Genomic DNA, 24,527 nt, shown 5'->3' on the forward strand with positions numbered 1-24,527 from the left:
TAAAAAATGGCACCCATACATTGGGAGCCAGTTTGTCTGTATTCTTTTTAACGACTTACCGTAACGATTTCTCGCTTCCAACTCGCGATTAAACGCTCTACTCCACTCCAAAAGTGGCTATGGCTCGCTTCCTGACCATGCAGCGAGTAAAATAAATTTGCGCTTAAATACAAGCCATACAACTCAAAGATCGCCTGTTTCGGTTCTAAGTCAGCTCGAAATTGCTGGTTATCGATAGCTTTGGTTATCTGAATGGTCAGGTAGTCAATCCAGACTGCGATGGTTTTCTGCAACGCTTGTTGGATAACCGACTTGTCACTGCCTACATCTTTCCATGCATCGATAAACATACAACTACCTTGAAAGGAGTGATTCCAGCCAAGCCAGTTGTCGAGTAATTGTTTAAGTTTCGCCTCAATATCGCCATCACCCAACTCACGAGCGGGCATGATGACGCGTTCTGTGAACACTTGATTCGAGTATTCAAGTACCGCTAACTGCATGTTCTCTTTAGAATTGAAATGTGCAAAAAGACCACTTTTCGACATGCCGCATTGCTTCGCCAGCTCGCCGATGGTCAGGCTTTCCAAACCATTCTCGCTCGCTAGGGCAAATGCATGACTTAAAATATGCTCTTTAGTAATTTTTCCTTTGCTCATCATTCATCACATCAAATTGAGACCTGTTATTTTTAGCACGTTCGTTCTTTTTTGCAATTATTATTTGGTTCTACTCAAAATTTGATTTCTGTGTCACTTCGATTTGTGGAAAAATGCAACAGTACTCAATGCGTTTAAATTCATCGTCGCTTAACGCTGCATTTGCTCTTTTTTCACCTCCTGCAAGGACTGCACATGACTTCTCTTTGGCAACAATTCGCGTTTTCCGCCTCGATCACTGGGCCTATCTGCCTGATGTTAGTACTCGGCGTCATGCTCAAGCGCATTGGATTGATCAATGAGAACTTTATCGACGTCGCTTCAAAAGTGGTCTTTCAGGTCACCCTACCTGCAATGTTGTTCTTAAGTATCGTTCAGTCTGATCATGACTTCGCTGCCAGCGGCAAGTTGGTGGTATTCGGAGTCGTCGCTAATTTCCTATTTTTCCTATTTACTACGCTGTCGACTCGCTTAGCTTTTTCGGAGCCAAAAGATCAAGGTGTCATCGTGCAAGGGGGCTTTAGAGCAAACACCGCCATCATAGGTTTAGCCTATGTGGCAAATATCTACGGTAACGACGGCGTTGCACTGGCTGCGATTTATGTCGCCTCTTTAACTGTGCTCTACAATATTCAAGCCGTGGTTGCTCTGACACCAAAAGGCCAAGAGTCCGGTCAACAAGCAGTACAAGTTATCGTGAAAACCCTGACCAAGAACCCTTTGATCATCGCCATCGCGCTCGGAGTCGTGTTCTATGCGTTATCGATTCCCGTCCCCAAAATGGTGTCTGATGCCGGTCAGTACTTTGCCAATATGACGCTGCCACTCGCACTTCTATGTACTGGTGGATCGTTAGATATCGGCTCTCTAAAGAAAGACCAAGCCTCAACTTGGTTTGCCACCAGCTATAAATTGGTGCTTGCGCCACTCACCATTACCCTCGCGGCGCTATTTTTTGGCTTTAAAGAGCAAGATCTCGGGCTGATATTCCTGATGAGCGCAGCCCCAACCGCCGCCGCTAGCTATGTGATGGCGCGAGCAATGGGAGGAAATTCAACCTTGGCTGCCAATATCATTGCACTGACAACAGTGATGTCACTAATCACTTGCACCTTGGGTATATTCACCTTGAAAGCAACTGGATTAATATAGCTGCGAGTCGCTTCAAATAAACAGGTTTTGACTGGGTAGAAACCACACTTTCTTTTGATTTAAAGCTAGAGCAAAACCCAAGAACACTGCTAACTTTTGGGAAAATTTTTCTAAGAGTCTTGTTATGTCTACCGCTAGTTCAAAACCGTCTACACACATCGCCAGCCTAGAGTTAGGCCGTGTCGTGGCTATTTTGGCGATCATCGGCTTACACTGCCAAATGGCCCTCTCTTATGCATTAATCGATGAGGTTCCATGGGTAGGTTATACCCTCAACCAAGCGGCTCGTTTTGCAGTTCCGCTGTTCTTCCTAATTTCTGGTTACCTCATTCAACCTAAGCTCATGCGCTCGCCATGGGAGACATTGACGAGTTATTCCAAGCCTCTTCTCAAGGTTTGGTTAGCTTGGAGCATCATTAGCTTACTGATGCCGTTCAATCTCGGTAAAGTTATGGAAGTTGGTTACCTAACTGAGCGAGAAGGCTACTGGGGTTTCCTGATGTCGACACCACTGAATAGCTTATTCGAAGGTGGTTTAGTGCACTTATGGTTCATCCCTGCTCTCATCTGCGCGGTTGCGATTCTCGCAGTACTCATCGAAATGAAGCTAACCAAAGCGATCTTGCCTTTGGCGCTGGTGTTATACCTCTATGGCATCTTGGCGGGTAGCTACGCACCTTTGACTGAATTGGAAGCGCCGATTTTCACACGCAACGGTCCTTTCTTTAGCACACTGTTAGTCGCCGTTGGCTTTATGATTCGACAAAACAGTTGGCGACTCACTTCCATGCAATCCATAGCGATGGCCACATTAGGAATGGCAATCCACTTTGGCGAAGCGGCTTGGTTGATGGGATATGATGTCGCATTCAATATCAATGACTTCTTAGCGGGCACGGCACTGTGGGGCATCGGCGTGTTTATGTGGTTGCTTGCAAACCCAACCCTTGGTGACAAGCGTTGGATTCAGGCTATTTCCAGCCGTATGCTTGGTATTTATGTGAGCCACCTACTGCTGATCATCGTGATGTTTAATATTTGCGGAATGCTCGGTATTACAGGCTTGTCTAAAGATATTCTCACTTACAGCATGACGATCATTCTCAGCTTCGGCTTAGTCGTCGCGCTTGAAAAAAGCCCTTTGCGTCGTGTGCTGCTTCGCTGATTTGTTGTCTGGTATAACCTATTCAAAAACCAACCCGCTCACTGTAATCAACGAGCGGGTTTCCCTTTTCAAACGCACCTTTCATCAATCTGAGCTCTCTTTCAGCCATTGCCGTGGGGATACACCTGCCACATGCTGGAAAGCGCGTGAGAACCCTGAATAGCTTGTGTACCCCACCTCATCAGCGACCCAATTGATGGGTTTATTTTGCAACAACAACGACTGAGCAACGGAAACTCGCCATTTCTGGACATAATCCCCCGGAGTCTCCCCGACTTCTCGTTTGAATGTTTCAATAAACTGAGTGCGAGACATAGCAGCAAGAGAGGCCATCTCAGCCACAGAATAGTGACGAGCAGGAAGCTGATGTATAGCAGAAACCACGGAAGCTAAACGCGGGTGAGCAAGTGCCGAAAAGACCCCTTTGTTGATCTTCTGCTCCTCTATAAGGTGTCGAAAAATCAGCGCTATTAAGGCATCACTCAGCCTATCCATCAAATATTGCTGACCCGAAGATTGCTGCGTCGACTCGCGAAACAGCGCATCAATTACATGGCTCAAATTCGGGGCACTTTTAAAGGGAATCACGATCACCTCTGGCAACGCAGACAGCAGTGGGTTTGTCTGTCCAGAGCGATACTCGACGTTAGCACATACCAATTCTGCCCCCTCCCCAACGCCTTCTATTGCATGTGAGGTGTTGTTGGGTAGATACACAATACAGGGCTCAGAAAGCTGTTTAGGCTCACCGCCATTTCGGGCTAACACGAGTTCCCCTCGAGTCAAGACATGCAAGTGCCCCTGTGTGCCTTGCTCTCCATTAAAAGATGACGCTCCACAAAGACGACCGGAGTAAAACACACCAGTGCGTATCGAAAAATATTCCATCAGTTGTGACAACAGGTCCATAGCATCTCCGAACGATTCGCTTACTTTTTAGGTCTTTTGTCTCTCTATAGACCGGACAAGTCCGCTAATTTATTCATACAAGCTAACCAAACAGAGACAAGGAATACGCTATGTCACCTATCAAATCAGCAGGTAAAAAATTCACTCTTGCAGCAGCACTAATTGGCGCAAGTTTTTCAGTGATGGCAGCAGACATCGACATGAGCGTCGATAGCAATGATTTGGCGATTAAAGGTTATGATCCTGTAGCCTACTTTACGGATGCAGGCGCAGTACAAGGTTCACCTGAATATACGGCCACTTATAAAAATGCCATTTACCAGTTTGCAAGCAGCGAAAACCGCGACCAATTCCGCGCCAACCCACAAGCATATGCGCCACAATACGGCGGCTACTGTGCATTTGGTGTAGCAATGGGTAAGAAATTCGAAACAGACCCTAATGCATGGAAAATTGAGGACGGTAAGCTCTACTTGAACTTAGATAAGTCCGTTCAAAAACGTTGGTTAGAAGATACTCAAGTCTTTATTCAAGATGCCAACACCAACTGGACAACTATCAAGACCGTTGAGGCTAGCAAGCTCTAAAAGAACACTGCCGTTTCCCTTCCCTGCCCTTAAATAAAAACGGAAGAGTATGACTCTTCCGTTTTTTGTTTCCATATCGATCAGCGTCTCTCTTTATCCACGCTTAAAGCGTCGCGTGAGATAAGGTGCACCAATCAAGATCCAGAGCATCCCAATCAAGATAGCCAGTGCGTTTACGGCTAATAGCACGATACTGGTTGTTGCAGACGAGACTAAAGACAGGCTCGTTCCCACAATGACCGCAACACCGACTATCGAAGCAATAACCTGTTGCCAAGGGTTAAATTTCAAAGTTTCCGATCGGTCGCTACGCACCAACAATGCAATGAACAGCCCAAGTGCAGCAAACCATGAGAACACGTAAAGGGGTTGCAACAACAGCAAGGTACCAAAGAAATAGACCACCAATAACAGCAGCCACAAACGCTTTGATTCAATTAAACGCTTCTGATTAGCATATCCAAACCGGTAAACCTTCAGCGATATCACAACAATCAAGCCGCCTAAGCCGATTCCAACGACAATGTCTGTCGGGTAATGAACACCCAACCAAACCCTAGCAGCGCCGGCAATAAGCGACAGTGCAAACCAACTAACTATCGTTGTACTTAAACTGATATAGCCATGCTGCTCACCTCGCTTTGTTATCCAACCAAGTAATAACCCAACAACTGCCGCCGCTTGGGTTGTGTGGCCGCTAGGAAAACTAAATCCGCTGGCTTGGGCTTGCTGCAAACTTGGAAGTAAATAGAAAGGACGTGGGATTGCGAAACCCATTTTTAGGAGATTGACCGAATAAGCCGTCGCCAACAAAGCAAAAGCAAACGTCAGACCATAGCGTAAAGGCAACAGCAGTAACAACAGAACCAACAATCCAACCGCAAATGCCCCTTCACCTAAACCATTACCAAAAGTGAGCACGCTAGGAATGATGGGCATCGACTTAACCCAAGCTTGGAAAGAGCCCATGAACGGCAGTTGCTTGGTATGAAGCCCACTTGCTCCATCGGTCAAGTCATCAAGCACATGAAAAGTACTGATGTGACCCGTCTCGATCCAAGACTTAAGAGCGTCGATATCAATTGGATAACGGTACTTATCGACAACAGCTGGCGTTAAAGGAGCAAGATAAACCTGACGGATTTCTTTGCCAAAATGCTTGGAGTTGAGAGCTGGGATGATTTCAGCACCAAAACGGTTCTCGATAGCCGGATCTATATAGCCAATGCTCTCTTTGGGCTGGCAAGCGAAGACAACTCGATTGTCGTCAATATCAAGCAGCTCACCCACGTCGACGTTTATCCCTGTCTCTTCGTACGTTTCTCGTTTCGCGGTAGCTTGAAAGGTCTCATCACTATCGATATATCCGCCTGGCAGAGAAAGCGTGCGCGTCAGGTAATCTTGAACCAGAACGACTTGACCTTCTCCATTATGAATAACACAGGTCGCGCCTTTGGGTTGATAAGGCTTAACCGGTTGCGAATCCCGGTTTTGTTGAGCAAAGACCGACGAGCTGAGTACGCTGATGAAGACTAAGAGTGGCAGTAAGGCATGTTGCAAAATAAAGCGCCCATAATTGAAATAATATGGCCGCCATTATGAATGTTGTTGCTTCAATATCCAGTTAAAATAAGAATCAGTTCTATTCTCTGAACCAAAACAACATTGGAACTTGTTCACCATTCCTATTGGTTAATTGCTTGCGCACTTAAAACACTGCTTTCCTTCCTTCTAACCATCCCAATGTGATCGAACCAACGTTTTTTACTGCAAAAATTGTTGATACTGAAGTGATTCGTGATTGTTATGTTATAACATTTCACAACTTCCGGAACATTTAAGGCTATCAGTGGTGCCTTTCGGAAGGGAACTAGAGTTAAAGGAAAACATAATGAAACTAAAACAACTCGCTGCTCTGTGTGCGCTCTCTATTGCTGGTAACGCTTATGCAGACGTTACTGTAAAAGAAACAGACAAATTCCAGGATGTCGCAGAGAAAGTCAGTCAACTGACGGCGAAAGGTGAAAGCCCGCTGATCGTTATCGATATCGACAACACGCTTCTTACATCGACAAGCGATATCGGTGGTGACATTTGGTACCAATGGCAACGCGGCAAGTTAGACGTAAAACCGTCAGCGGAAGACAAAGTAGGCTGTCTATTTGAAGACTCTATCGGTCTACTTTACGAACTAGTTCCAATGAAAATCATTGAAAACGACGCACCTGCAACCGTAAAAGGTTGGCAAGACAAAGGTCTGACTGTGATGGCACTGACATCACGCTCACCAAATTACCGCTATGCAACGGAACGTGAAATGGCTCGTGCTCAATACGACATGACACGTACTGCATTGAAAGAGAAAGGCTCTGACGAACTGCCTATCTATATCGATAATCCAAAACGTCCTCTGAGCTACATCAACGGCATCATGATGACGACAGGTATGAACAAAGGCACGATGCTGGAGTACATCCTAGACAAGACAGACCAAAGCTTTAGCAGTATTGTCTTTATCGATGACAGCAAAAAGAACATCGTCAATATGGAAAAAGCCTATAAAGATGATGCTTCTGTCGATATGACAATCTTCCACTACACCAAAGTGGAACACGATCGTATGAAACAGTATGGCTCTGTTCTGACTCAAGAGCAGGCAGACAAAATGGCCAGTGATTGGAAAGAATTAAATGTAGTTCTTGATAAAATTGCCCCAGCTCGACTTGGGGAAGCGTGTTTGGGGCAATAATCTAGACCGCTACATTTAGGGTCGTGGGGCGCGGAGCTCCACGACCTTTTTCTTTATCTGCTACCATCAAAGCCTCGCGATTCCAGCCAAGTTTATCCTATACTCTTCCTTAATAAGTCTCTGTTTTTCAGGAAGAAGAATGATACTACTTCGGAGCATTGCCGTTGGCCTTTTCACCTATTCAACGCTAGCTTTTGCTACACCTTGGACTTTTGTCAAAAGTGAAGATGGTATAACAATACATAAACGCGACCACGGCAATGGCTTGGTAGAAGTCCGAGCTCAAATGCAAGTCGAAACCAGCTACTCCGGATTTTTGTTATTACTTGAAGACAGCGACAATGTACCCAACTGGATCGATAATGTATCGCACAGTGAAGTGCTGATGCAGATCTCTTCTAACGAAAACATTGTCTATACGCAATTCAAAGCCCCTTGGCCAGCCCGTGACAGAGACATGGTTACCTACTCCAAATACGAAGTGGAAGAGGGTCAATTTACCCTGACTATCAAAGACGCGTCGAACTACCTTGCAAACGAATCTGGGTATATTCGTATTCGCGATGTGGATGCTATCTGGACTCTGCAGCCACTCACTAACGGTTTCACACACATCAACTACACCGCCTATGCAAACGCAGGTGGGATACTGCCTGATTGGCTAATGAATCGCTTGTCGGCGAACAACGCCTTTAGCACCTTTCAAAAACTCAAAAATCAGTTACCAAAGTACCAAGGGAAACAGCACCCCAATTTGAGCCAATAGAGTGTTGTTTTTCATTCGTCAGAGAATTTACCAGCCACTGCTTTAATTACGCCTCGCCAAGTCGCGAGCAAGAATCAAAGCCAAGCCAAAGATCTGCAGAAAAAGGGCGATGTTTTTATATAACGTCATTTGCTCTTCGAGGGCCTGAAGAAGCTCAGATAGGGTTAGATTATCAAGATAGAAATCGTCAATGCGCGTTCGTTGAGATTGCTGAGCTTGATTAATCATCATCATGATCTCAGAAAGGTTTTCGACGGTGATCTCAGGAACATCCCCACTGACCCACACACCTAGCTGACCTCGCATCGCTTCCTCCAACTCAGGTGTGACCGCAGAGTTGGATGAGGTGCTGATGTCCATGTGTAACAGCATGGATTCGCGCTTACGTTCTAAAGTCTCTATGGTGTTCCATGCCAGCTGAATAGAGTAGATGTTACCCTGCTGACGCTCACGATATTGGGCCTGCTCAACCACCATTTTGTCGAGTACTAGACTCGACACCACAATGGCCAGAATATTGAGCACCAAGCCAGTTAAAACAATCATCCATGGTGGAGGTAGGCGTAACGCCATGGCAATCCTTACATAAGTTTATCAAATGGAAGATAAATCAAGTTTAGGACAACCAGAGACACCATGCTGCCAAAGGTTAAATACATGCCTCGCTTTCTGCCTTTTAGACTACGCGCCAGAATACTTTTACCGTGAATAATACGACCGGCGATAAAAGCGATGCCGATAATATGAATCAACCACACATTGGCACCATTGAACTCTAACAATGCCAGTAGAGTCACAGTTATCGGGATATAGTCCATCGCGTTACTCTGCGCAGAGCGAGCGATTTGCAGCGATTCAACACCACCATCTGCATGGGCGACCTGATTCTTTCTTCTCTGCTTGATCACTTCAATGGCTAACCAAAGCATAATAAGGGCGAGTAAAGAGGCGTATAACGCTGTAACCATGGTGTTTCCTTTTTCTAAGCGATAACAATAGATAATGAGCAACTTAGAGAGGTATCAAGCTTGCTCGTCAGTTTGTAAGAGATCTCTCACAACTGCTGTGAGAGATCTCAAATAAGCTTCGCAGAATATACTCAAAAAACAAACTCAACTTATTGTTTTCTAATGATCAGCGCACAATTCTTTCTATTTATTGAGCTAAATTATAAATTTCCTCCATTGCGAGTGAAGTCACTAGGGTGTTTAATTAAGTTGTCGACAGGGAGTTGGCAGGAACAGGAAAAAGCCTAACGGATTAGGTATCTTCAGGAAGAAGATTTGATAACACAGGAAGGGTTATCAGCAAGGAAGTTGTACTCTAGGAAGAGTTGCTTATCAGGATGATAAGGTCAAGGACACCGCTAGGAAGGCGATGAATTGGATAGGTTAATGGAGTTAACCAAGTCAAGGAACGATGCAGGGAGCATACGTTACCTTATTTAAATATAAATAAGAAACAACGTTGGTAGCAGGACGGCTACGAAAAAGAACAGACCCCGTTTGGTGAAAGCCAAGCGGGGTTTATCTTTTTAGAGACCAGAGCAATATCTTAGAAACCAGAATCTTAGAAACCAAAGCAACATCGCCACTGTCGCACTTCGTTATTTATCGTGTTCAACCGTCGATAATCTCTTTCAGCCTCTAACAATGAAGTGGCTATAAAAGCACATTCATCACTAACATCGCACCAAACGCATTCAGCACCGAGATAGCAATCATCACTGGAATGTAACGCCCTTCAGTACCGATAGGACCCATGATACGTCCCATGTACTGCACCTGAGAGCCCATTAGGTAGATCGCAGGGGCTAAGATCGCGATATGGGTACCATTTAAGATGCCTTGGTCAAATAGGGTAATCACAACGCCTACAGCGCCACCCATCGACATCCAAGCTCCGATGAGTACTGCAGCGGCTTCACCCGGCAGGCCGAACACAGCCATGATAGGGGCGAACACACTGCCCATCAGATCGAGTGCACCAGTGATTTGCAACGCTTTGATAATTACAAACGCCATTAACACGTTTGGTAACGTCGAAGTGGTCGCGATCACCCAGCCTTTTTTAGCGCCTTCAACGAAAATATCCGTCACCATAGGTTTCTTTGCTTTTACTTCGCTCATTACGCTGCCTCCTCAGTCATATTCTGTTTTTTACTTGAGTCCGATTTATCTTCTTTACCTTCTGTGATGTTCAGATAAATACGGAATAGGTTGGCACCGACAAACTTGAAGACAAACATCACCGCAACGGCAAGACCGATAGAAGATGAGACCGCAAGTGAGCCATCGATAGTGGTTAGGGTAAAGAGCACGGCGCCAGAGGAGAAGAAGTTCACAATGGCAGCTCCCGCCGTGAATTGGAACATGGTAAAGACATCAGTTTCACGCTTGGTCAGATGCCCTTCGTCTTTGAGCTGCCTTGTCATAGCCGCCCCGGCATCGGTACTTTGTAAAGACGCGATGAGCGCCAAGCCTGAGTTACCCGGAATGCCCATCAATGGACGCAACAAAGGCGTTAACAGTTTACGTGCAGCATCTAACGCGCCGTAATGTTCCAGAACATTGATCATCCCTAGCGCGAACATCACGGTAGGAATCAAAGTTAACGCAAAAATGAAGCCATCACGCGCGCCGCTACCGCCTTTACCTCGCAAGGAAGCCGTCGCGGCTTGAACGCCATCAGCCGTCTCGCTAACATCATAAGCGACCTTGCCGAATGAACCGTTTAGAGTAGTAAAATCAAAAACACCATACCACTCGTTAGATTTAAGCAGCCCGGAAAAGAACACTATCGCGAATGCGAGAGCTATATAACAACCAATCGTCACTTTGCGATCGGTTTGAACAGGATTAGTCATAATCGCCTCTATACATCTTGTTTTATGTGGAACAGAACACGTATAGATAGTGCAAACTTATGCAGTAGAGATTAATGACCAAAATCAATTAGTCGATAATATTACCAATCACAAACCAGGCAACATTTGGAACTGTGATTAAGCTTTAAATATAGACATTAGAACCATTAATAATTTAATATTTAGAGTACAAAACCAATCCTTGTAAAAACGCAAAAACTCAACATTCACCCACTAAAAATATCAATCCCTCAAAATATATAACATCCCATTCTAATTATCTCTGAAAGTGATGTGAGAGATCTCTTACGCTTATTTTCACCCTATTTATCTTTGTTATTAAATACAGTCACTTAGTTAGTGATATTAGTTCAAAAATCAACAGTATTTCATACTGATAATTAGGTAAATCAGGCACAGCAAAACCTGAGCTTTAATAGAAAAGATCTGAGCTGAATGCGAAATTTCGGCCTTGATAGCTGCTATAGACTGCGATCAGCCAATCGGAAGGAAAGAGAGCAGTGGTTGTTATGGAAATGAGAACATTAAAGTACCAAGTAATGGGCAAAGGCATGTGGATCAGTGCGACCGTTTCACGCGTTGTTGCTGACAAACTTGCACTAGAATACCAGTCTTACGGCTGGCCAGTAGAAGTGTGTGCCGTCGACCAAGCCGTTATCTTTGAATGTAGCGCTGCTTAGGGCGATTAAGATCAAGCTCTATCAACCATCGTTGATAGAGCTTTTTCTTTTTATGACTTCAAACATTAACCAATTGAATTAGTAAGAGTTCTATCACACTACGCTCGAATAATTGGGTCTACGCTTTTACGCGTACTGATTCAGCTAATTACATGGAGCGTAAATTATGGCAGGCACAAAGATTTTCGCCTTTTTCTTGGCGATTCTTCCCTCTTTATCTTTTGCCAGTGAGGTAGGCGCGGCTCATTCGCTCAACCTCACGCAATCTTCCATCGGCTATCTGTGTCTTGCCATCTTCGCCATCGCTTATGTATTTGTAATGATGGAAGAATACCTTCAATTGAGAAAGTCTAAACCGGTCCTGCTCGCGGCTGGTCTTATCTGGATTGCGATTGGCTTAACCTATCAAAATTACCAACAAATCGAAGTGGCTCAGCAAGCACTAGAGCACAACCTGTTGGAATATGCCGAATTACTACTGTTCTTATTGGTGGCCATGACTTATATCAGCGCCATGGAAGAGCGTCGCCTATTTGATGCGCTGCAGGCTTGGATGGTGGGTAAAGGGTTCAACTACCGTTCACTGTTTTGGCTTACGGGCATTCTGTCGTTCTTCATCTCTCCGATTGCCGACAACCTAACCACGGCGTTACTGATGTGTGCCGTGGTGCTTAAAGTCGCAGGTTCGAATCCGAAGTTTGTTAACCTCGCCTGCGTTAATATCGTCATTGCAGCTAATGCGGGCGGCGCATTTAGCCCATTTGGTGACATTACGACACTCATGGTTTGGCAAGCGGGCTACGTGAGCTTCTCCGAGTTTATGCCGCTGTTCATTCCGTCGGCGGTCAACTATCTCGCGCCAGCGTTGATCATGTCTTACTTTGTTCCGACCACACAGCCAGACACCGTTCACCAGCACGTGGAGCTTAAACGCGGTGCCAAACGAATTGTATTCCTATTCATCATGACCATAGCGACCGCAGTGGCTTTCCACGCTGTGATTCACTTCCCACCAGTGATCGGCATGATGATGGGATTAGCATACCTACAGTTCTTTGGCTTTTTCCTACGCAAAACCCTACCTAAATCGTTAGCCAAGAAGAAAGCAATTGCGATTGCTAACCACGACGAAGCGGCACTCAAGCGTTTAGGTTCAGTGGTCCCCTTTGATGTATTCCGACGTGTTTCACACGCCGAGTGGGACACCCTGCTATTCTTCTATGGCGTTGTAATGTGTGTTGGCGGCCTGAGCCTACTCGGATACTTAGAATTAGCGTCTGGCGTCATGTACAGCCAATGGAACCCAATTTGGGCCAATATTATGGTGGGAGTGCTGTCTGCGATTGTCGATAACATTCCGGTGATGTTTGCAGTGCTCTCTATGGAGCCGAGCATGTCGATCGGTAACTGGCTTCTCATTACATTAACGGCAGGGGTTGGAGGGAGCTTGCTTTCAATTGGTAGCGCCGCAGGTGTGGCGTTGATGGGCGCAGCACACGGCAAGTACACCTTCTTTGGTCATCTTAAGTGGATGCCTGTTATCGCAATTGGTTATGCACTGAGTATTGCCGTACATCTCGCGATGAACTCAAGCCTATTTTGACACCCAAAGTGATCTGTTATTGGCAGGGCCAAAATGGAGTAAAGCGCGTGAAATAGAAATGACCGCCGAGTGAGTTCAATGGCTACTCGGCGGATTATTGTTTTGACTCAGGAACGCGTGTCCAAACGTTGCTCAGCTGCATGCCTGGACAACCGTTACAAGTCAGTTTTTTTCCATCATTGTGAATACGCATCACCAAGCCAGGGCCCGTTTTGCTGCTCGCTGAGTTCAGTTCGATGCTTATCAAGTCGTCATCTACGCTGTAGTCGCGTGTGACGCTAGTATCCATGGTTTGGTAGCGCACTTTACCCGATTCAAAGATCAAATAGCTCTCGTTCTCTGGGTTTTCGTACATACCGCTGAAAAGGACCAATTGAGGGACCTCAAATGGTTTCGTTGTTTCGCTCAAACACCCAGTCAATAAAACGCTGCTACACCCAATCGCCGTAATCATTTGTCGGTTCATAGAGGTTTTCTGCTTTTATATTTCTTCCGTAATTTGTAAATGATAAGCACGGAATTATAGAAACACCAGAAAACAATAAGAGCATTTATTCAACTTATTGATAGATTACCTTCTAATTTCAGCAGCGCTGACTTTCTCTCAACACCACCAGCATAGCCTGTTAGTTTGCCGTTTTTACCGATCACACGATGACACGGTACTATGATGGAAACCGGATTTTTTCCGTTAGCCAAACCCACAGCTCTAACCGCTTTTGGATTACCAATCTCATCAGCAAGCTGCTGGTAACTCCATGTTTCACCAAAAGGAATACGCATTAACGCTTGCCAAACCGACTGCTGAAATGGCGTCCCCTCAGCCGCGACAGGTATTGAGAAATGGTTCAGTTTTCCAGAAAAATAGTCATCGAGTTGGCGTTTAGTTTCTGTAAACAGCGGGAACGCATCATCTTGTAAGCCAAGCTCTTCTGGCTTAGTGGTATGAGTTTCAAACCAAACACCCAATAACCCATCATCGCAGCCTTGTATCGTCACAATCCCCAGCGGACTAGTGTAGTAAGTAAATCGTTTAATCATTGTCATTTATCCTCGTCTCAGTACTAAACCGCAATGTTTAGAAATGGCTCCAGCAATGGAATGTCGCATAGCTGCCCCATGGTGAGACTTTGTTCGCTGTGATATTAGCGTGTTGATCAATAAATTTCTTCACGATCAAATCGCCAGTGAGCAGGTGATCCGGTTCGCTCAACCCTCTCAACAATGCATATTGCACAGTCCACGGTCCAATCCCTTTCAGATCAAGCCATTTACTTGGGTGTTGATGCTGGTTTTCAACCATATAAGCCGCAAATCGGTGCAAGGTGTCCTTGCGGCTCTGCGGCACTCTTAGAAAACTGATGTCAGCCTGCGACACTTGTTCAGGGGTTGGAAAGTAGAGAGTTCCTTCTTTCGGTGATAGCTGCGTAGCCAATAAATTCAACTGACCGATAGCGGCTTTAACCGAAACCTGCTGACCTAAAATCGCACGCACACCCGCTTCCCAAGGCGACCATACACCTGGAATGCGAATGCCGGGTTCTTTAATTAGAGTAGAATCTACATTATCTAGGTGCGCTTCAACGCGATTAATGTCGACATCGAGATCAAACATACGACGGATCTGGCGGATCAGATTGCGCAGCTGATTCATCTGGCTAAGCTCAAACTCCACTTCCAACACACTGCCTGTTTGCTTACTATTTTTAACGCAGTGAATACGAAACCAACCAGTGGCTCCATTGATGGTCACTGTGCGTTGATAATAATTTTCACCAACTTCTTCAACACCCTCAATCATACGTTTGCGATAAAAGTTCAGCATATGAGACCAATTAATCGAGCCCTTAATAGGCAAGCGCACAGTGTTGGTCGTCGCATTGTCAGATCCAGACTTTCGGATCTGCGATGGCGACAACTTCATAACCTTAACAAAGGCATCATTGAAACGGCGCGTGCTATTAAACCCGCAAGCAAACCCGATATCAGTAATGCTCATTTGACTGTTGTGAAGTAGCTGCTTCGCGAACATAAGCTGGTTATAGATCGCATACTGCTTAGGCGACACGCCCATGTACTTACTAAACAAGCTACGTAGATAGCGATCGGAGATACCCAAGCGAGCACAAAGTGCCGCACTGCTCCCCTCTGCTAAACCGCCCTCTTCAATCAGCTTTTGCGCTCGCAGAAAAGTGGTCTCAACGCCCTTCCATGCTGGTGAAAAAGGGGCACTATCGGGACGGCAACGTAAACAAGGGCGATAACCCGCTTGCAATGCTTGTGCTTGGTTCGAGAAATACTCAACGTTTTGCTCTTTCGGTGGTGAAGCTGGGCAGATAGGGCGACAGAATATACCCGTTGTTTTCACCGCAATAAAAAACAGACCATCAAAACGAGCGTCTCTAGCTAAGCGCGCTTGTTGACACTGAGCACTGCTGAGATCGCTGTATTGATGAATCTTGCCTTCCATATACCTACCTTTAAACCTATAACGTCAAGTGATGAATTAAAGTGTACCGCCAAGCGGAGCGAACGCTAGCCATTTCCGGAACTGAATATGCAATAAATTGAATTTTTTAATTTGCTTTTCACATAGTTCAACTACCCTTAAAAGGAAAGAAAGGTTTCTCTCGCAACGTCACAGCTGTCACTTGGCGCTTAAGATGCCGAGGCTGGCTGAATAAAAAGGAATAATTGGCTATGGATCTGCACACCTGTCGCATTGTTCTCAAGAACAAGCAAGTTCTCACCTGTCAGTCTGTCGAACAGTCTCTTGGCTTTCTCGAAGATACTTCCCAGAGCGGCATCTCAATGATTGAGATCGACGCCACTGACGGTCATCAAATCCACTCTTACATGTCTCACTCGTTAGAAGAGTCCATTGAGAACTTAATGAATTTATGACATCTCACATGTGTCACTCGCCTTCGCTGGCTTAAAACTATAATGGCTCCCAATCGGGAGCCATTATTTCTTCATATGTAGCGTGGTGTTCGCTTTCACCAATCAACAATGGTTACTCAGGTGTAGTGTCTGCTGCTTGCTGCAATGTGTAAGCTGTCGATGGATCAATCTCTTTCACCAACTCTTCCACCTGCATGATTGCATCCACAGAGGAGCTCGATTTGCGGTAGCTCAAGTAAATAGGACGATACCAGTCTTCTACACCTTTCACTTTATGTAGCAGCCCTGATTCAATGAACGGCTCAACCAAAGATACTGGCAAATAAGCACTGCCGCCTTTTTCGAGAATAAAATCTAAAGCAATACGCGCTGTTGACGTGCGCAAGTAAGGAGCGGGAACTTTTGGATGACGCTCAGCATGCTCTGAACCAAAACGAGTGCCCCAATCAACATACACATATTTGTTTTGGAATACGCTCTCAAGATCATCGGGCTCGGTCGACACCAAGACTAGAACCAAATCCGCGACCTTTTTGCAGTTCAGCTCCTCAGCTTTAATCTGATCAAAAGCGAAAGCCATATCCAGCGTGCGCTCTAGCAGATTGCGGTTAAGTTGTTCACGACCCATTACTTCAGCCATGAAGCCGTAACCACCAAAAGAGTCTGTCACTACACTCAAACAGTTCTGTAAATACGCATCCCAGATATTTGGTGTACCGCCCAAGGTTAATTGCAGCGCCTTACCACTTTCCAACGAGAGCTCAAACTTAGCCTGTTGAAGGGTTGAGACCATCACTTCTGCATAACCAATTAAACGCTCGCCAGAGGAGGTCAGCTTAATATTGTTGCGATCGCGTATAAAAAGCTGAGTATCAAAATAGCCTTCAAGCTGCTTGATACGGGCACTCACGGCCGCTTGAGTTAAATACAAGTTTTCAGCGGCACGACCGAAATGGCGCACCCTTGCAACCTCTAGAAAGGTTCTAAATACTTTCACATCCATCAAATACATCTCTGTAATAAATCTGCTAACTAGCAGATCTAGGATTGTTTATCGTAAGGGCAAAAACGTTTTGTTTTCCATTTTTGCCTTTTAACAATATTTTCGCGTGAGCAACAAAAACACTAATTTCAATCCAACCACATTACTGAGGCTGTTATGTCTGAGACCGAATTCCGACACGGAAAAAAACGTTTTTATGACACCAATAAATTCCCAAGAGGGTTTGCTAAGTCAGGTGATTTTACTCTTGTCGAAGAAGAAATCCTAACCTTGTTTGGTGATACCATGCTAGCACTTGAATCCGGTGAACTTGCACCGATCAATGCTGAAGAAAAACACTTTGTGAAAGTGTTATCGCACCCTCACAAGGCGAAGTCTAAGTTAGAGCGTGTTTGGTTGAAATACATCCAGCTTGCTCGCGGGCGTCGTCGCTTCCACACTCTTAATGGCTGCAAACGTGGCGAAGTGCCAAGAGAAGAGTACGACAGCGAGTTAGTGTTGGAAGATTAATCTTCTGAGCTCAAGGTGTTTTTGCGCCTTGAGCTTACTTCCTAACACACCTTCTACAAGTGTAGCGAATAAGGCTACCTTTACAATATTTTTATAAATTTCATAATGATAGCGTTATTAAGCTCGCTGTCAGGCTTTTGCACATCGACGCTTTCCATTCAAGCTCCACTACCCATTTACGCCATTTTCAATCCAAAAAAATTTACCGTTTTCATATCTCCAGCCATACACTAATTCACAGCTCACAGCCCATCAAAAATTCCTTTTATGACAAGCAGATGAAGCTTGTTTAACGAAGATAAATATCCCTATACATATTGTGCAATTTTGAGACTTACTGTCACAGATATCATTAAAAAACTAAAAATTTGACCTAAAACAATGGCAGAAACAGATCACTTATTTTATAATGCGAATTAATGTTTCAGCACACTATAAATTATTTATCTTAGGGGCTACAAAAATGAGACTTATTCCTTTAAACAACGCGGCACAAGTAGGTAAATGGGCAGCTCGTCATATCGTTGACGCAATCAAAGCATTCAACCCAACAGCTGATCGTCCATTCGTTCTTGGTCTACCTACTGGTGGCACACCACTAACGACTTACAAAGAGCTAATCGCGCTATACAACGCGGGTGAAGTTAGCTTTAAAAACGTTGTTACTTTCAACATGGATGAGTACGTAGGTATCGATCCTAACCACCCTGAGTCTTACCGTACTTTCATGTACACAAACTTCTTCAACCACGTTGATATTCAAGAAGAGAACATCAACCTACTAGACGGCCAAGCAGAAGACATCGACGCTCACTGTGCAGCTTACGAAGAAAAAATCCGTTCTTACGGTAAAATCAACCTGTTCATGGGCGGCATCGGCATCGACGGTCACATCGCATTCAACGAACCAGGTTCTTCTCTAGCTTCTCGTACTCGTATCAAGACGCTAACTGAAGAGACTCGCATCGCGAACTCTCGCTTCTTCGACAACGACATCAACCAAGTGCCAAAATACGCACTAACTATCGGTGTTGCGACTCTACTAGACGCTGAAGAAGTAATGATCCTGACTATGGGTCACAACAAAGCACAAGCTCTACAAGTTGCTATCGAAGGTTCTGTAAACCACATGTGGACTGTTACAGCGCTACAAATGCACCGTAAAGCTATCATCGTTGCTGATGAGCCAGCTCAACAAGAGCTAAAAGTTAAGACTCTACGCTACTTCCAAGAGCTAGAAGCTGAGAACATCCAAGACCTATAATCTGAGGTCTTGTTGAAATAAAAAGCCACTTCGGTGGCTTTTTTTGTGCCTGCTATTTCACTAAGTAACGCCTATCGATAACTCAAATACTGGCCTTCATGACAATAGCGGGGAACAAATTTGCGAACGTCGAATACGGTAGTCAAAAGGAAAAGAAGTTCTAAAACAGAGAGATAATGAAGAAAGCGAGCTTTCCCTAACTCAAGCTGGCAACCCATAGGGGAAGGTTGATCTAAGCCGAGCTGACTACACTCAAAGGCTAATACTTAAAGAAAGGGAAAGCAGTGCAATTAGGTAGTTGAAACTAAGAAGGAAGTTAGTTAAAACACAGAAAATAGACAGCTGAAATGCAGAATGTGACTAAACAATCAATGCGTTATCGCGGCAAAGAGTGTTAATGAGATCCGTAATCGCCAAAACAATAGTCGACTGAACTTTTTGATTATGGCGACCCATGAACATATCGAGCATCGGACCCGACATCGACTCAACCATTTCAGCATCGTATTCAATCGGCATGATCTTTTGAATGGCATGGGTTTTATTCAACTCAAACAGAACATTAGGGTCAGTGAAGGAAACCTCATCACCTTGAATTTTCGCCCACTCTTTCAAAGTGACAAAAATCTCCAGATCATCATAGACTTCTTTGCTGATTACACCCAAACCCAGCAGCAGTTTCGCGCGAACCATGATTTCGCCTAGCGGGCCTCCGCTATTAAGAAGAGGCTCGACAACAAACTTCACTGCTGTGTCATCTTTCTGGAAAATGCCTTTTAGAACCGCATCGACCGTATCATCCAGAGCATCGTAAGCCGCCATAAAACAAGCATTGGCAGTAGTCGCCTCTGCTAGTGCTTCTAGGAGTTCTGTTTCATGGCTAGGATGTATCGGCATAACGGCTCTGTAATAAGAAAGTGCCACAGGAGTGGCACTTTGATGATTTATCATTTCAATGCTTGGTAAGCTTGTTCCGCTAGTTTAACAACTTCTGAGTCGATATTCAGCTCAGAATAATGTGCTAATGTCTCAGCAAAACCTTTTTCTGCGAACATTGCTTGAAGTTCAACCGCTTGAGGGTCATCTTCGTTCTTGTAATGGAATGCCGCAGCAATCGCTTTAATCAAATTCTCATTTGGTAAGCCGTATTCTAGCGTACCGTTCAGTGGTTTGACTAGACGATCTTGTGGGCTCAGTTTACGGATTGGTTGACGGCCAACACGGTCCACTTCATCACGAAGGTATGGGTTTGCAAAACGACCTAGAATCTTCTGGATGTAAGCTGCGTGAGCTTCTGGATCAAAGCCGTAGCGTTTGATTAGAACCGCACCGCTCTCTTCCATCGTTGCTGTTACTTGCGCACGGATCTCATCGTTTTCGATAGAGTCTTTAATTGTCTCAAGACCAGCAAGTACACCAAGGTAAGCCGTAACAAGGTGACCCGTGTTTAGCGTGAATAGCTTACGCTCAACAAACGCCATTAGATTGTCCGTGCACTCCATACCAGGGATGCTTGGAATCTCACCTTTGAATTGAGTCTCGTCTACGATCCACTCGCTGAACGTTTCAACAGTTACCGCTAGAGGATCTGTTTCACCTGCTTCTGCTGGCGGTACGATACGGTCTACCGCTGAATCAACGAAACCGATGTTCTCTTCAGTGAACGCCTTCATCTCATCAGATAGGTGCTCAAGAACTGCAGCCTTAAGTTGGCTAGTACCACGAACCATGTTCTCAGCCGCGATGATGTTCATTGGTGCAGTGTTACCTGCAGCTGCACGCTTCTCAATACCCTGTGCGATCGACTTAGAGATGATCTTTAATACAGTAGGGCCAACAGCCGTTGTGATTAGGTCTGACTCAGCGATACAGTCAACCACTGCGCCTGTCGCTGAGTTTACTGCTGTTACGTTCTTAACTACTTCCACAACACACTCTTCGCCAACAATCTTAACTGGGTACTCTTTACGCTCGATTAGCGCATTAACCACAGTCTCATTAACGTCTGCAAACGTGACTTCAAGACCTGCGTCAGCAAGCAACTTACCAATGAAACCACGACCGATATTACCAGCACCGAAATGTAACGCTTTCATAATTTTTAGACCTTTTAACTATGTAATCTGTATAGATGACGGTTCAACAACATACTTCTAAACCGTGAGCTATCTAGACTGGGAAAATGAGGCCAGGGGGGACTGGCCTCGGTTCACTCAGGAGCTTGACTTAAAGCTTCTTATTGTCCGTTTAGAATCTTCAGAACATCCTCTGGGTTGTTGGTGTTCTGCAAGCGTTCCACTGCTTCTTCGTCATCAAGTGAATTCGTGATAGCCATCAGTACCATGTTGTGCTCATCACCTTGAGCCGCGATACCGATTACCATCTTCGCGATATCATCTTCGTCTTCACCCCACTGAATACCTTCAGGGTACTGACAGAATACGATGCCGGTCTTTTGTACGTGCTGTTTTGCTTCAATCGTGCCGTGCGGTACTGCGATAGACTCACCTAGGTAAGTTGAAACCAGTTCCTCACGAGCGAACATGCCATCGACATATTCAGGTGCTACGTTGCCAAGTTTTACTAGTTGCTCACCGGCAAACTTGATTGCTTGGTTTTTGTCTGTCGCTTTAAGACCAAGGAATACTGCATCGCTAGTTAGTGCTAGACCCTCTTCTTTTGACTCTTCTTGTGCTGGCGCTGCCGCAGGTGCTGCTTTTGCGTCACCGCTTTGTGCCTCAACAAGCTCTGCTACCAAGTTGTCGTAAACCGCACCGTCTAGGAAGTTGCTTAGAGACATGTGCATTGCACCTGGAATTGTTTTACGTGCACGGTCCGTTAGATCTTTGTGCGTAATTACAATTTGTGAATCAGCTGGCAGGTTGTTAATCGCGTAGTTGGTTACTGTGATATCTAGGCCCGCTGCATCTACTTTCTTACGAAGTAGACCTGCACCCATTGCACTTGAACCCATACCCGCATCACATGCTACGTATACTGCTTTCACGTCTGCTAGGTTGATGTCTGCACCTGTTGTTGCACCTTTAGAAGACGCTTTCATGTCTTTCATTTGTGCTGATGCTTTCTCTAGTGAATCTTCGTCGTCATCTTGTGCTGATGTTTTTAGAAGAATTGACGCAACTAGGAACGATACTGCTGTTGCTGCGATAACCGATAGAATCACACCGATGTAAGAACCTTTTGGTGTCATCAGTAGGATTGCAAAGATAGAACCCGGAGACGCTGGAGAGATTAGGCCCGAGCTGAACATTACGTTAGTGAACACACCAGCCATACCACCTGCAATTACCGCTAGGATTAGACGTGGGTTCATTAGAACGTATGGGAAGTAAATTTCGTGGATACCACCTAGGAAGTGGATGATAGATGCACCCGCAGCAGACTGCTTCGCGCTACCTTTACCAAACACCATGTAAGCTAGTAGTAGACCTAGACCTGGACCTGGGTTCGCTTCGATTAGGAAGAAGATTGAACGACCAAGCTCTTCAGACTGCTGAATACCTAGCGGAGAGAAGATACCGTGGTTGATTGCGTTGTTTAGGAATAGGATTTTCGCAGGCTCAACGAAGATAGATGCTAGAGGAAGTGCACCAGCTTCAACCATTGCGTTAACACCAGCAGCTAGACCGCCAGAAAGAACTTTTACTGCAGGACCAATTGCTAGGAAAGCGATAATCGCACAGATCATACCGATGATACCGGCAGAGAAGTTGTTCACTAGCATTTCGAAGCCGCTTTTCACTTTACCGTGAACAGCTTCATCGAATTTCTTAATTGCGATACCACCAAGAGGACCAACAATCATCGCACCCATGAACATTGGAATGTCCGTACCTACGATAACACCCATTGTTGTGATAGCACCTACTACCGCACCACGGTCGCCGCCAACCATTTTACCACCGGTGTAACCGATAAGTAGAGGCAGCAAGTAAGTGATCATCGGGCCAACCATAGACGCTAACGTTTCGTTAGGGAGCCAACCAGTTGGAATGAATAGTGCAGTAATGAAACCCCACGCAATGAATGCGCCGATGTTTGGCATTACCATATTGGATAAGAATCGACCAAAGTTTTGAACCTTGATCTTAGCTTCTGGTGATAACATAGGTAGAACCCCGTAGTGTATTGGTTGGTCAAATGACCGAAAGTGTGTGCTCAAAAGTTGAGTAAAATCTAACACAAGATTTTTAAAACGCACGTCGACGCCAATTTGGTGATTCAGATCACACTCAAAATACAACAAGGAGTTAACGCTGATGACTTTGATCACAAAAATAGGCTGAATCTAAATTACACCACCAAATTAATGAGAATAAATATCAATAACATGAGATATAGATCACACTTTATTCTCGAGCAATAAAAAATAAATAGCGATCAAGATCACACTTCAGTTAAGAGAGCTCAATTAAGCATAGATCAGAGATTAAAAACACAGCATACCAAGTTCATTTTATATGCATCAAAGTGAGTTAAACTGCTGTTTATGTAATTTAATTACACAATTGACGTATGGGTAGCTTTGAACGCTAATTGAAGTTTAGTGCCACAGTTCGCCAGAACTCCTACTCTCCTTCTTTACAATTAATGATATAAAGAGGATTGCTAAACACTTCAGATTCCGACGGTTCACAAGAGTGCCCTTTATGACATCAGATAAGCTATCAACATCAGCGCTTGCCAAGCTGAAAGACCTAGAACCTAAAACTCTTTTTAGCCAATTAAAGAGTGCTGGTTATATTGTGCGTGGTGGAGATAAATGGGTATTGACCGAACGTGGTGAAGCGTTTGGGGGCGAATATGTCGATCACACAAAGTTTGGGCAATTTATCGTTTGGCCACAAAACCTATTGATCGATACCGCTTCTACAGCAGGAACTACCCTAACAGCGACGCAGCTGGGCCAGTCCCTCCAGTTAAGTGCCAAAAAGATTAATCTACTCCTCAATGAGTTGGGCTGGATTCGCCGTGAAGACGATGGATGGCACATTACCAATACCGGACTAAAGGTTGGCGGAGAACAGAGAGAGGACAAGGCCACCAATAACGCCTTTGTGGTTTGGCACGATATTGTGGCGAAGAACAAACGCTTGAAACAGTCTGTGGTTGAGTTTCTCGGTAAAGATGCTGAAAGCCATTCAACCGATGTCTCTTTCTCTAGCTTTAGACAAAAATTTGAAGCCAAGCATCGCACCTTGGATGGGCACTATGTTCGTTCAAAGGGTGAACTTATCATCGATAACTGGCTTTATATGGCTGGTGTCGTCCATGCTTATGAGCGCCCGCTACCTATCGCAACCGAAATCGTCAGTGATTTCTATTTACCCTCGGGCAAGGTCTATATCCAGTTTTGGGGTAGTGACAAAGGCGCCATAGACAACACGCAAAAAGAAACGACACAGAAAGTCTATAAAGAGCACGGCTTCGATCTAATAGAAATCTACCCAGAAGATATTCCTAACCTCGACAGTGTGCTCCCTCCTCTTTTACGACAATTCGGCATTAAGGCCTATTAAGTCGCTTTCGACTCTCTGTGGCACGCATAATACAACATAGCTCACATGATTATGGATATTTAAGTCCATAGTCATTTGAGATCTTCGCTATTTTTCTCCTTCGAGAGTTCCTTTATCTTACACCCATCGATTTGAGCTACCGCAGATTC

General features: G+C 45.0%; 25 protein-coding genes. 11 read left to right on the forward strand and 14 right to left on the reverse strand.

The window, feature by feature from the left end; translation table 11 throughout:
• Window positions 1–47 precede the first annotated feature (47 nt).
• Complete coding sequence (locus tag AC6R05_RS20040; RefSeq protein ID WP_150868362.1) at window positions 48–659, reverse strand: TetR/AcrR family transcriptional regulator; 612 nt, start codon at window positions 657–659, stop codon at window positions 48–50.
• Window positions 660–854: 195 nt separating this feature from the next.
• Between AC6R05_RS20040 and AC6R05_RS20045 the strand changes: the two genes are divergently transcribed.
• Together AC6R05_RS20045 and AC6R05_RS20050 are read left to right on the forward strand one after the other, a co-directional pair.
• Complete coding sequence (locus AC6R05_RS20045; protein WP_500648434.1) at window positions 855–1,811, forward strand: AEC family transporter; 957 nt, start codon at window positions 855–857, stop codon at window positions 1,809–1,811.
• A 124-nt stretch (window positions 1,812–1,935) separates the two neighbouring features.
• Window positions 1,936–2,976, forward strand: a complete 1,041-nt coding sequence (locus AC6R05_RS20050; RefSeq protein WP_500648435.1) for an acyltransferase — start codon at window positions 1,936–1,938, stop codon at window positions 2,974–2,976.
• Window positions 2,977–3,060: 84 nt separating this feature from the next.
• On the opposite strand, the gene AC6R05_RS20055 is transcribed toward AC6R05_RS20050, so the two are convergent.
• Entirely contained in the window at window positions 3,061–3,885 is an 825-nt protein-coding gene (locus tag AC6R05_RS20055) for a cupin domain-containing protein (RefSeq protein ID WP_500648436.1), read from the reverse strand.
• Between the two features lie 110 nt (window positions 3,886–3,995).
• Between AC6R05_RS20055 and AC6R05_RS20060 the strand changes: the two genes are divergently transcribed.
• Window positions 3,996–4,472, forward strand: a complete 477-nt coding sequence (locus tag AC6R05_RS20060; RefSeq protein ID WP_152470091.1) for a YHS domain-containing (seleno)protein — start codon at window positions 3,996–3,998, stop codon at window positions 4,470–4,472.
• Window positions 4,473–4,565: 93 nt separating this feature from the next.
• On the opposite strand, the gene AC6R05_RS20065 is transcribed toward AC6R05_RS20060, so the two are convergent.
• The gene (locus AC6R05_RS20065; RefSeq protein WP_500648437.1) at window positions 4,566–6,032 is read right to left on the reverse strand and encodes a bifunctional NUDIX hydrolase/phosphatase PAP2 family protein; all 1,467 of its coding nucleotides are present in this window, start codon (window positions 6,030–6,032) and stop codon (window positions 4,566–4,568) included.
• A gap of 331 nt (window positions 6,033–6,363) precedes the next feature.
• Here AC6R05_RS20065 and AC6R05_RS20070 point away from each other — a divergent pair, with 331 nt between their 5' ends.
• Window positions 6,364–7,221, forward strand: a complete 858-nt coding sequence (locus tag AC6R05_RS20070) for a DUF2608 domain-containing protein (protein ID WP_500648438.1) — start codon at window positions 6,364–6,366, stop codon at window positions 7,219–7,221.
• A 139-nt stretch (window positions 7,222–7,360) separates the two neighbouring features.
• The gene (locus AC6R05_RS20075; RefSeq protein WP_500648439.1) at window positions 7,361–7,987 is read left to right on the forward strand and encodes an START domain-containing protein; all 627 of its coding nucleotides are present in this window, start codon (window positions 7,361–7,363) and stop codon (window positions 7,985–7,987) included.
• Between the two features lie 42 nt (window positions 7,988–8,029).
• Here AC6R05_RS20075 and AC6R05_RS20080 read toward each other — a convergent pair whose 3' ends face one another.
• The 4 genes from AC6R05_RS20080 to AC6R05_RS20095 all read right to left on the reverse strand — a co-directional run bounded on the left by AC6R05_RS20080 (window position 8,030) and on the right by AC6R05_RS20095 (window position 10,853).
• Window positions 8,030–8,560 carry a DNA mismatch repair protein gene (locus AC6R05_RS20080; RefSeq protein WP_150868349.1) on the reverse strand — a complete coding sequence of 177 codons (531 nt, stop codon included), beginning with the start codon at window positions 8,558–8,560 and terminating at the stop codon, window positions 8,030–8,032.
• Window positions 8,561–8,568: 8 nt separating this feature from the next.
• Complete coding sequence (locus AC6R05_RS20085) at window positions 8,569–8,955, reverse strand: MAPEG family protein (RefSeq protein ID WP_500648440.1); 387 nt, start codon at window positions 8,953–8,955, stop codon at window positions 8,569–8,571.
• 693 nt (window positions 8,956–9,648) lie between these two features.
• The gene (locus AC6R05_RS20090; RefSeq protein WP_032553605.1) at window positions 9,649–10,116 is read right to left on the reverse strand and encodes a YjiG family protein; all 468 of its coding nucleotides are present in this window, start codon (window positions 10,114–10,116) and stop codon (window positions 9,649–9,651) included.
• Window positions 10,116–10,853 carry a nucleoside recognition domain-containing protein gene (locus AC6R05_RS20095; RefSeq protein ID WP_500648441.1) on the reverse strand — a complete coding sequence of 246 codons (738 nt, stop codon included), beginning with the start codon at window positions 10,851–10,853 and terminating at the stop codon, window positions 10,116–10,118. Before AC6R05_RS20095 ends, AC6R05_RS20090 begins: the two co-directional genes overlap by 1 nt.
• A 530-nt stretch (window positions 10,854–11,383) precedes the next feature.
• Here AC6R05_RS20095 and AC6R05_RS20100 point away from each other — a divergent pair.
• Both AC6R05_RS20100 and nhaD read left to right on the forward strand, forming a co-directional pair.
• Window positions 11,384–11,554, forward strand: coding sequence for a hypothetical protein (locus AC6R05_RS20100; protein ID WP_285465375.1), 171 nt, complete (start codon window positions 11,384–11,386; stop codon window positions 11,552–11,554).
• Between the two features lie 166 nt (window positions 11,555–11,720).
• The gene (gene nhaD / locus AC6R05_RS20105; RefSeq protein ID WP_500648442.1) at window positions 11,721–13,157 is read left to right on the forward strand and encodes a sodium:proton antiporter NhaD; all 1,437 of its coding nucleotides are present in this window, start codon (window positions 11,721–11,723) and stop codon (window positions 13,155–13,157) included.
• 94 nt (window positions 13,158–13,251) lie between these two features.
• On the opposite strand, the gene AC6R05_RS20110 is transcribed toward nhaD, so the two are convergent.
• From AC6R05_RS20110 to AC6R05_RS20120, 3 genes are all read right to left on the reverse strand, one after another.
• Window positions 13,252–13,623 (reverse strand): hypothetical protein, encoded by a 372-nt coding sequence (locus AC6R05_RS20110; protein ID WP_500648443.1) that lies wholly within the window; start codon window positions 13,621–13,623, stop codon window positions 13,252–13,254.
• An 89-nt stretch (window positions 13,624–13,712) separates the two neighbouring features.
• Complete coding sequence (locus AC6R05_RS20115; RefSeq protein ID WP_152470084.1) at window positions 13,713–14,198, reverse strand: methylated-DNA--[protein]-cysteine S-methyltransferase; 486 nt, start codon at window positions 14,196–14,198, stop codon at window positions 13,713–13,715.
• Between the two features lie 37 nt (window positions 14,199–14,235).
• Window positions 14,236–15,627, reverse strand: a complete 1,392-nt coding sequence (locus AC6R05_RS20120; RefSeq protein ID WP_500648444.1) for a DNA-3-methyladenine glycosylase 2 family protein — start codon at window positions 15,625–15,627, stop codon at window positions 14,236–14,238.
• A 230-nt stretch (window positions 15,628–15,857) separates the two neighbouring features.
• Between AC6R05_RS20120 and AC6R05_RS20125 the strand changes: the two genes are divergently transcribed.
• Window positions 15,858–16,061, forward strand: coding sequence for a hypothetical protein (locus tag AC6R05_RS20125; protein WP_032553612.1), 204 nt, complete (start codon window positions 15,858–15,860; stop codon window positions 16,059–16,061).
• Between the two features lie 112 nt (window positions 16,062–16,173).
• Here the strand turns inward: AC6R05_RS20125 and AC6R05_RS20130 are convergent, their stop codons facing one another.
• Window positions 16,174–17,064 carry a LysR family transcriptional regulator gene (locus AC6R05_RS20130; RefSeq protein WP_500648445.1) on the reverse strand — a complete coding sequence of 297 codons (891 nt, stop codon included), beginning with the start codon at window positions 17,062–17,064 and terminating at the stop codon, window positions 16,174–16,176.
• 156 nt (window positions 17,065–17,220) lie between these two features.
• Here AC6R05_RS20130 and AC6R05_RS20135 point away from each other — a divergent pair, with 156 nt between their 5' ends.
• Both AC6R05_RS20135 and nagB read left to right on the forward strand, forming a co-directional pair.
• Window positions 17,221–17,574 carry a MaoP family protein gene (locus AC6R05_RS20135; RefSeq protein WP_032553614.1) on the forward strand — a complete coding sequence of 118 codons (354 nt, stop codon included), beginning with the start codon at window positions 17,221–17,223 and terminating at the stop codon, window positions 17,572–17,574.
• A gap of 463 nt (window positions 17,575–18,037) precedes the next feature.
• Window positions 18,038–18,838, forward strand: a complete 801-nt coding sequence (nagB, locus tag AC6R05_RS20140) for a glucosamine-6-phosphate deaminase (RefSeq protein WP_032553615.1) — start codon at window positions 18,038–18,040, stop codon at window positions 18,836–18,838.
• A gap of 360 nt (window positions 18,839–19,198) precedes the next feature.
• Here the strand turns inward: nagB and AC6R05_RS20145 are convergent, their stop codons facing one another.
• The 3 genes from AC6R05_RS20145 to AC6R05_RS20155 form a co-directional block, all read right to left on the reverse strand.
• Window positions 19,199–19,735: an MltR family transcriptional regulator gene (locus AC6R05_RS20145; RefSeq protein WP_191907534.1), complete on the reverse strand. Its 537-nt coding sequence runs from the start codon at window positions 19,733–19,735 to the stop codon at window positions 19,199–19,201.
• A gap of 50 nt (window positions 19,736–19,785) precedes the next feature.
• A complete protein-coding gene (locus tag AC6R05_RS20150) occupies window positions 19,786–20,934 on the reverse strand; it encodes a mannitol-1-phosphate 5-dehydrogenase (RefSeq protein ID WP_500648446.1) in 1,149 nt (382 codons plus the stop codon).
• 140 nt (window positions 20,935–21,074) lie between these two features.
• Complete coding sequence (locus AC6R05_RS20155; protein ID WP_500648447.1) at window positions 21,075–22,967, reverse strand: PTS mannitol transporter subunit IICBA; 1,893 nt, start codon at window positions 22,965–22,967, stop codon at window positions 21,075–21,077.
• Window positions 22,968–23,508: 541 nt separating this feature from the next.
• On the opposite strand from AC6R05_RS20155, the gene AC6R05_RS20160 reads away from it, so the two are divergent.
• Window positions 23,509–24,378, forward strand: coding sequence for a glycerol kinase (locus AC6R05_RS20160; RefSeq protein ID WP_500648448.1), 870 nt, complete (start codon window positions 23,509–23,511; stop codon window positions 24,376–24,378).
• The last annotated feature ends 149 nt before the right edge of the window (window positions 24,379–24,527 follow it).

This window comes from Vibrio sp. R11-SG3-ISO9 (assembly GCF_059834255.1).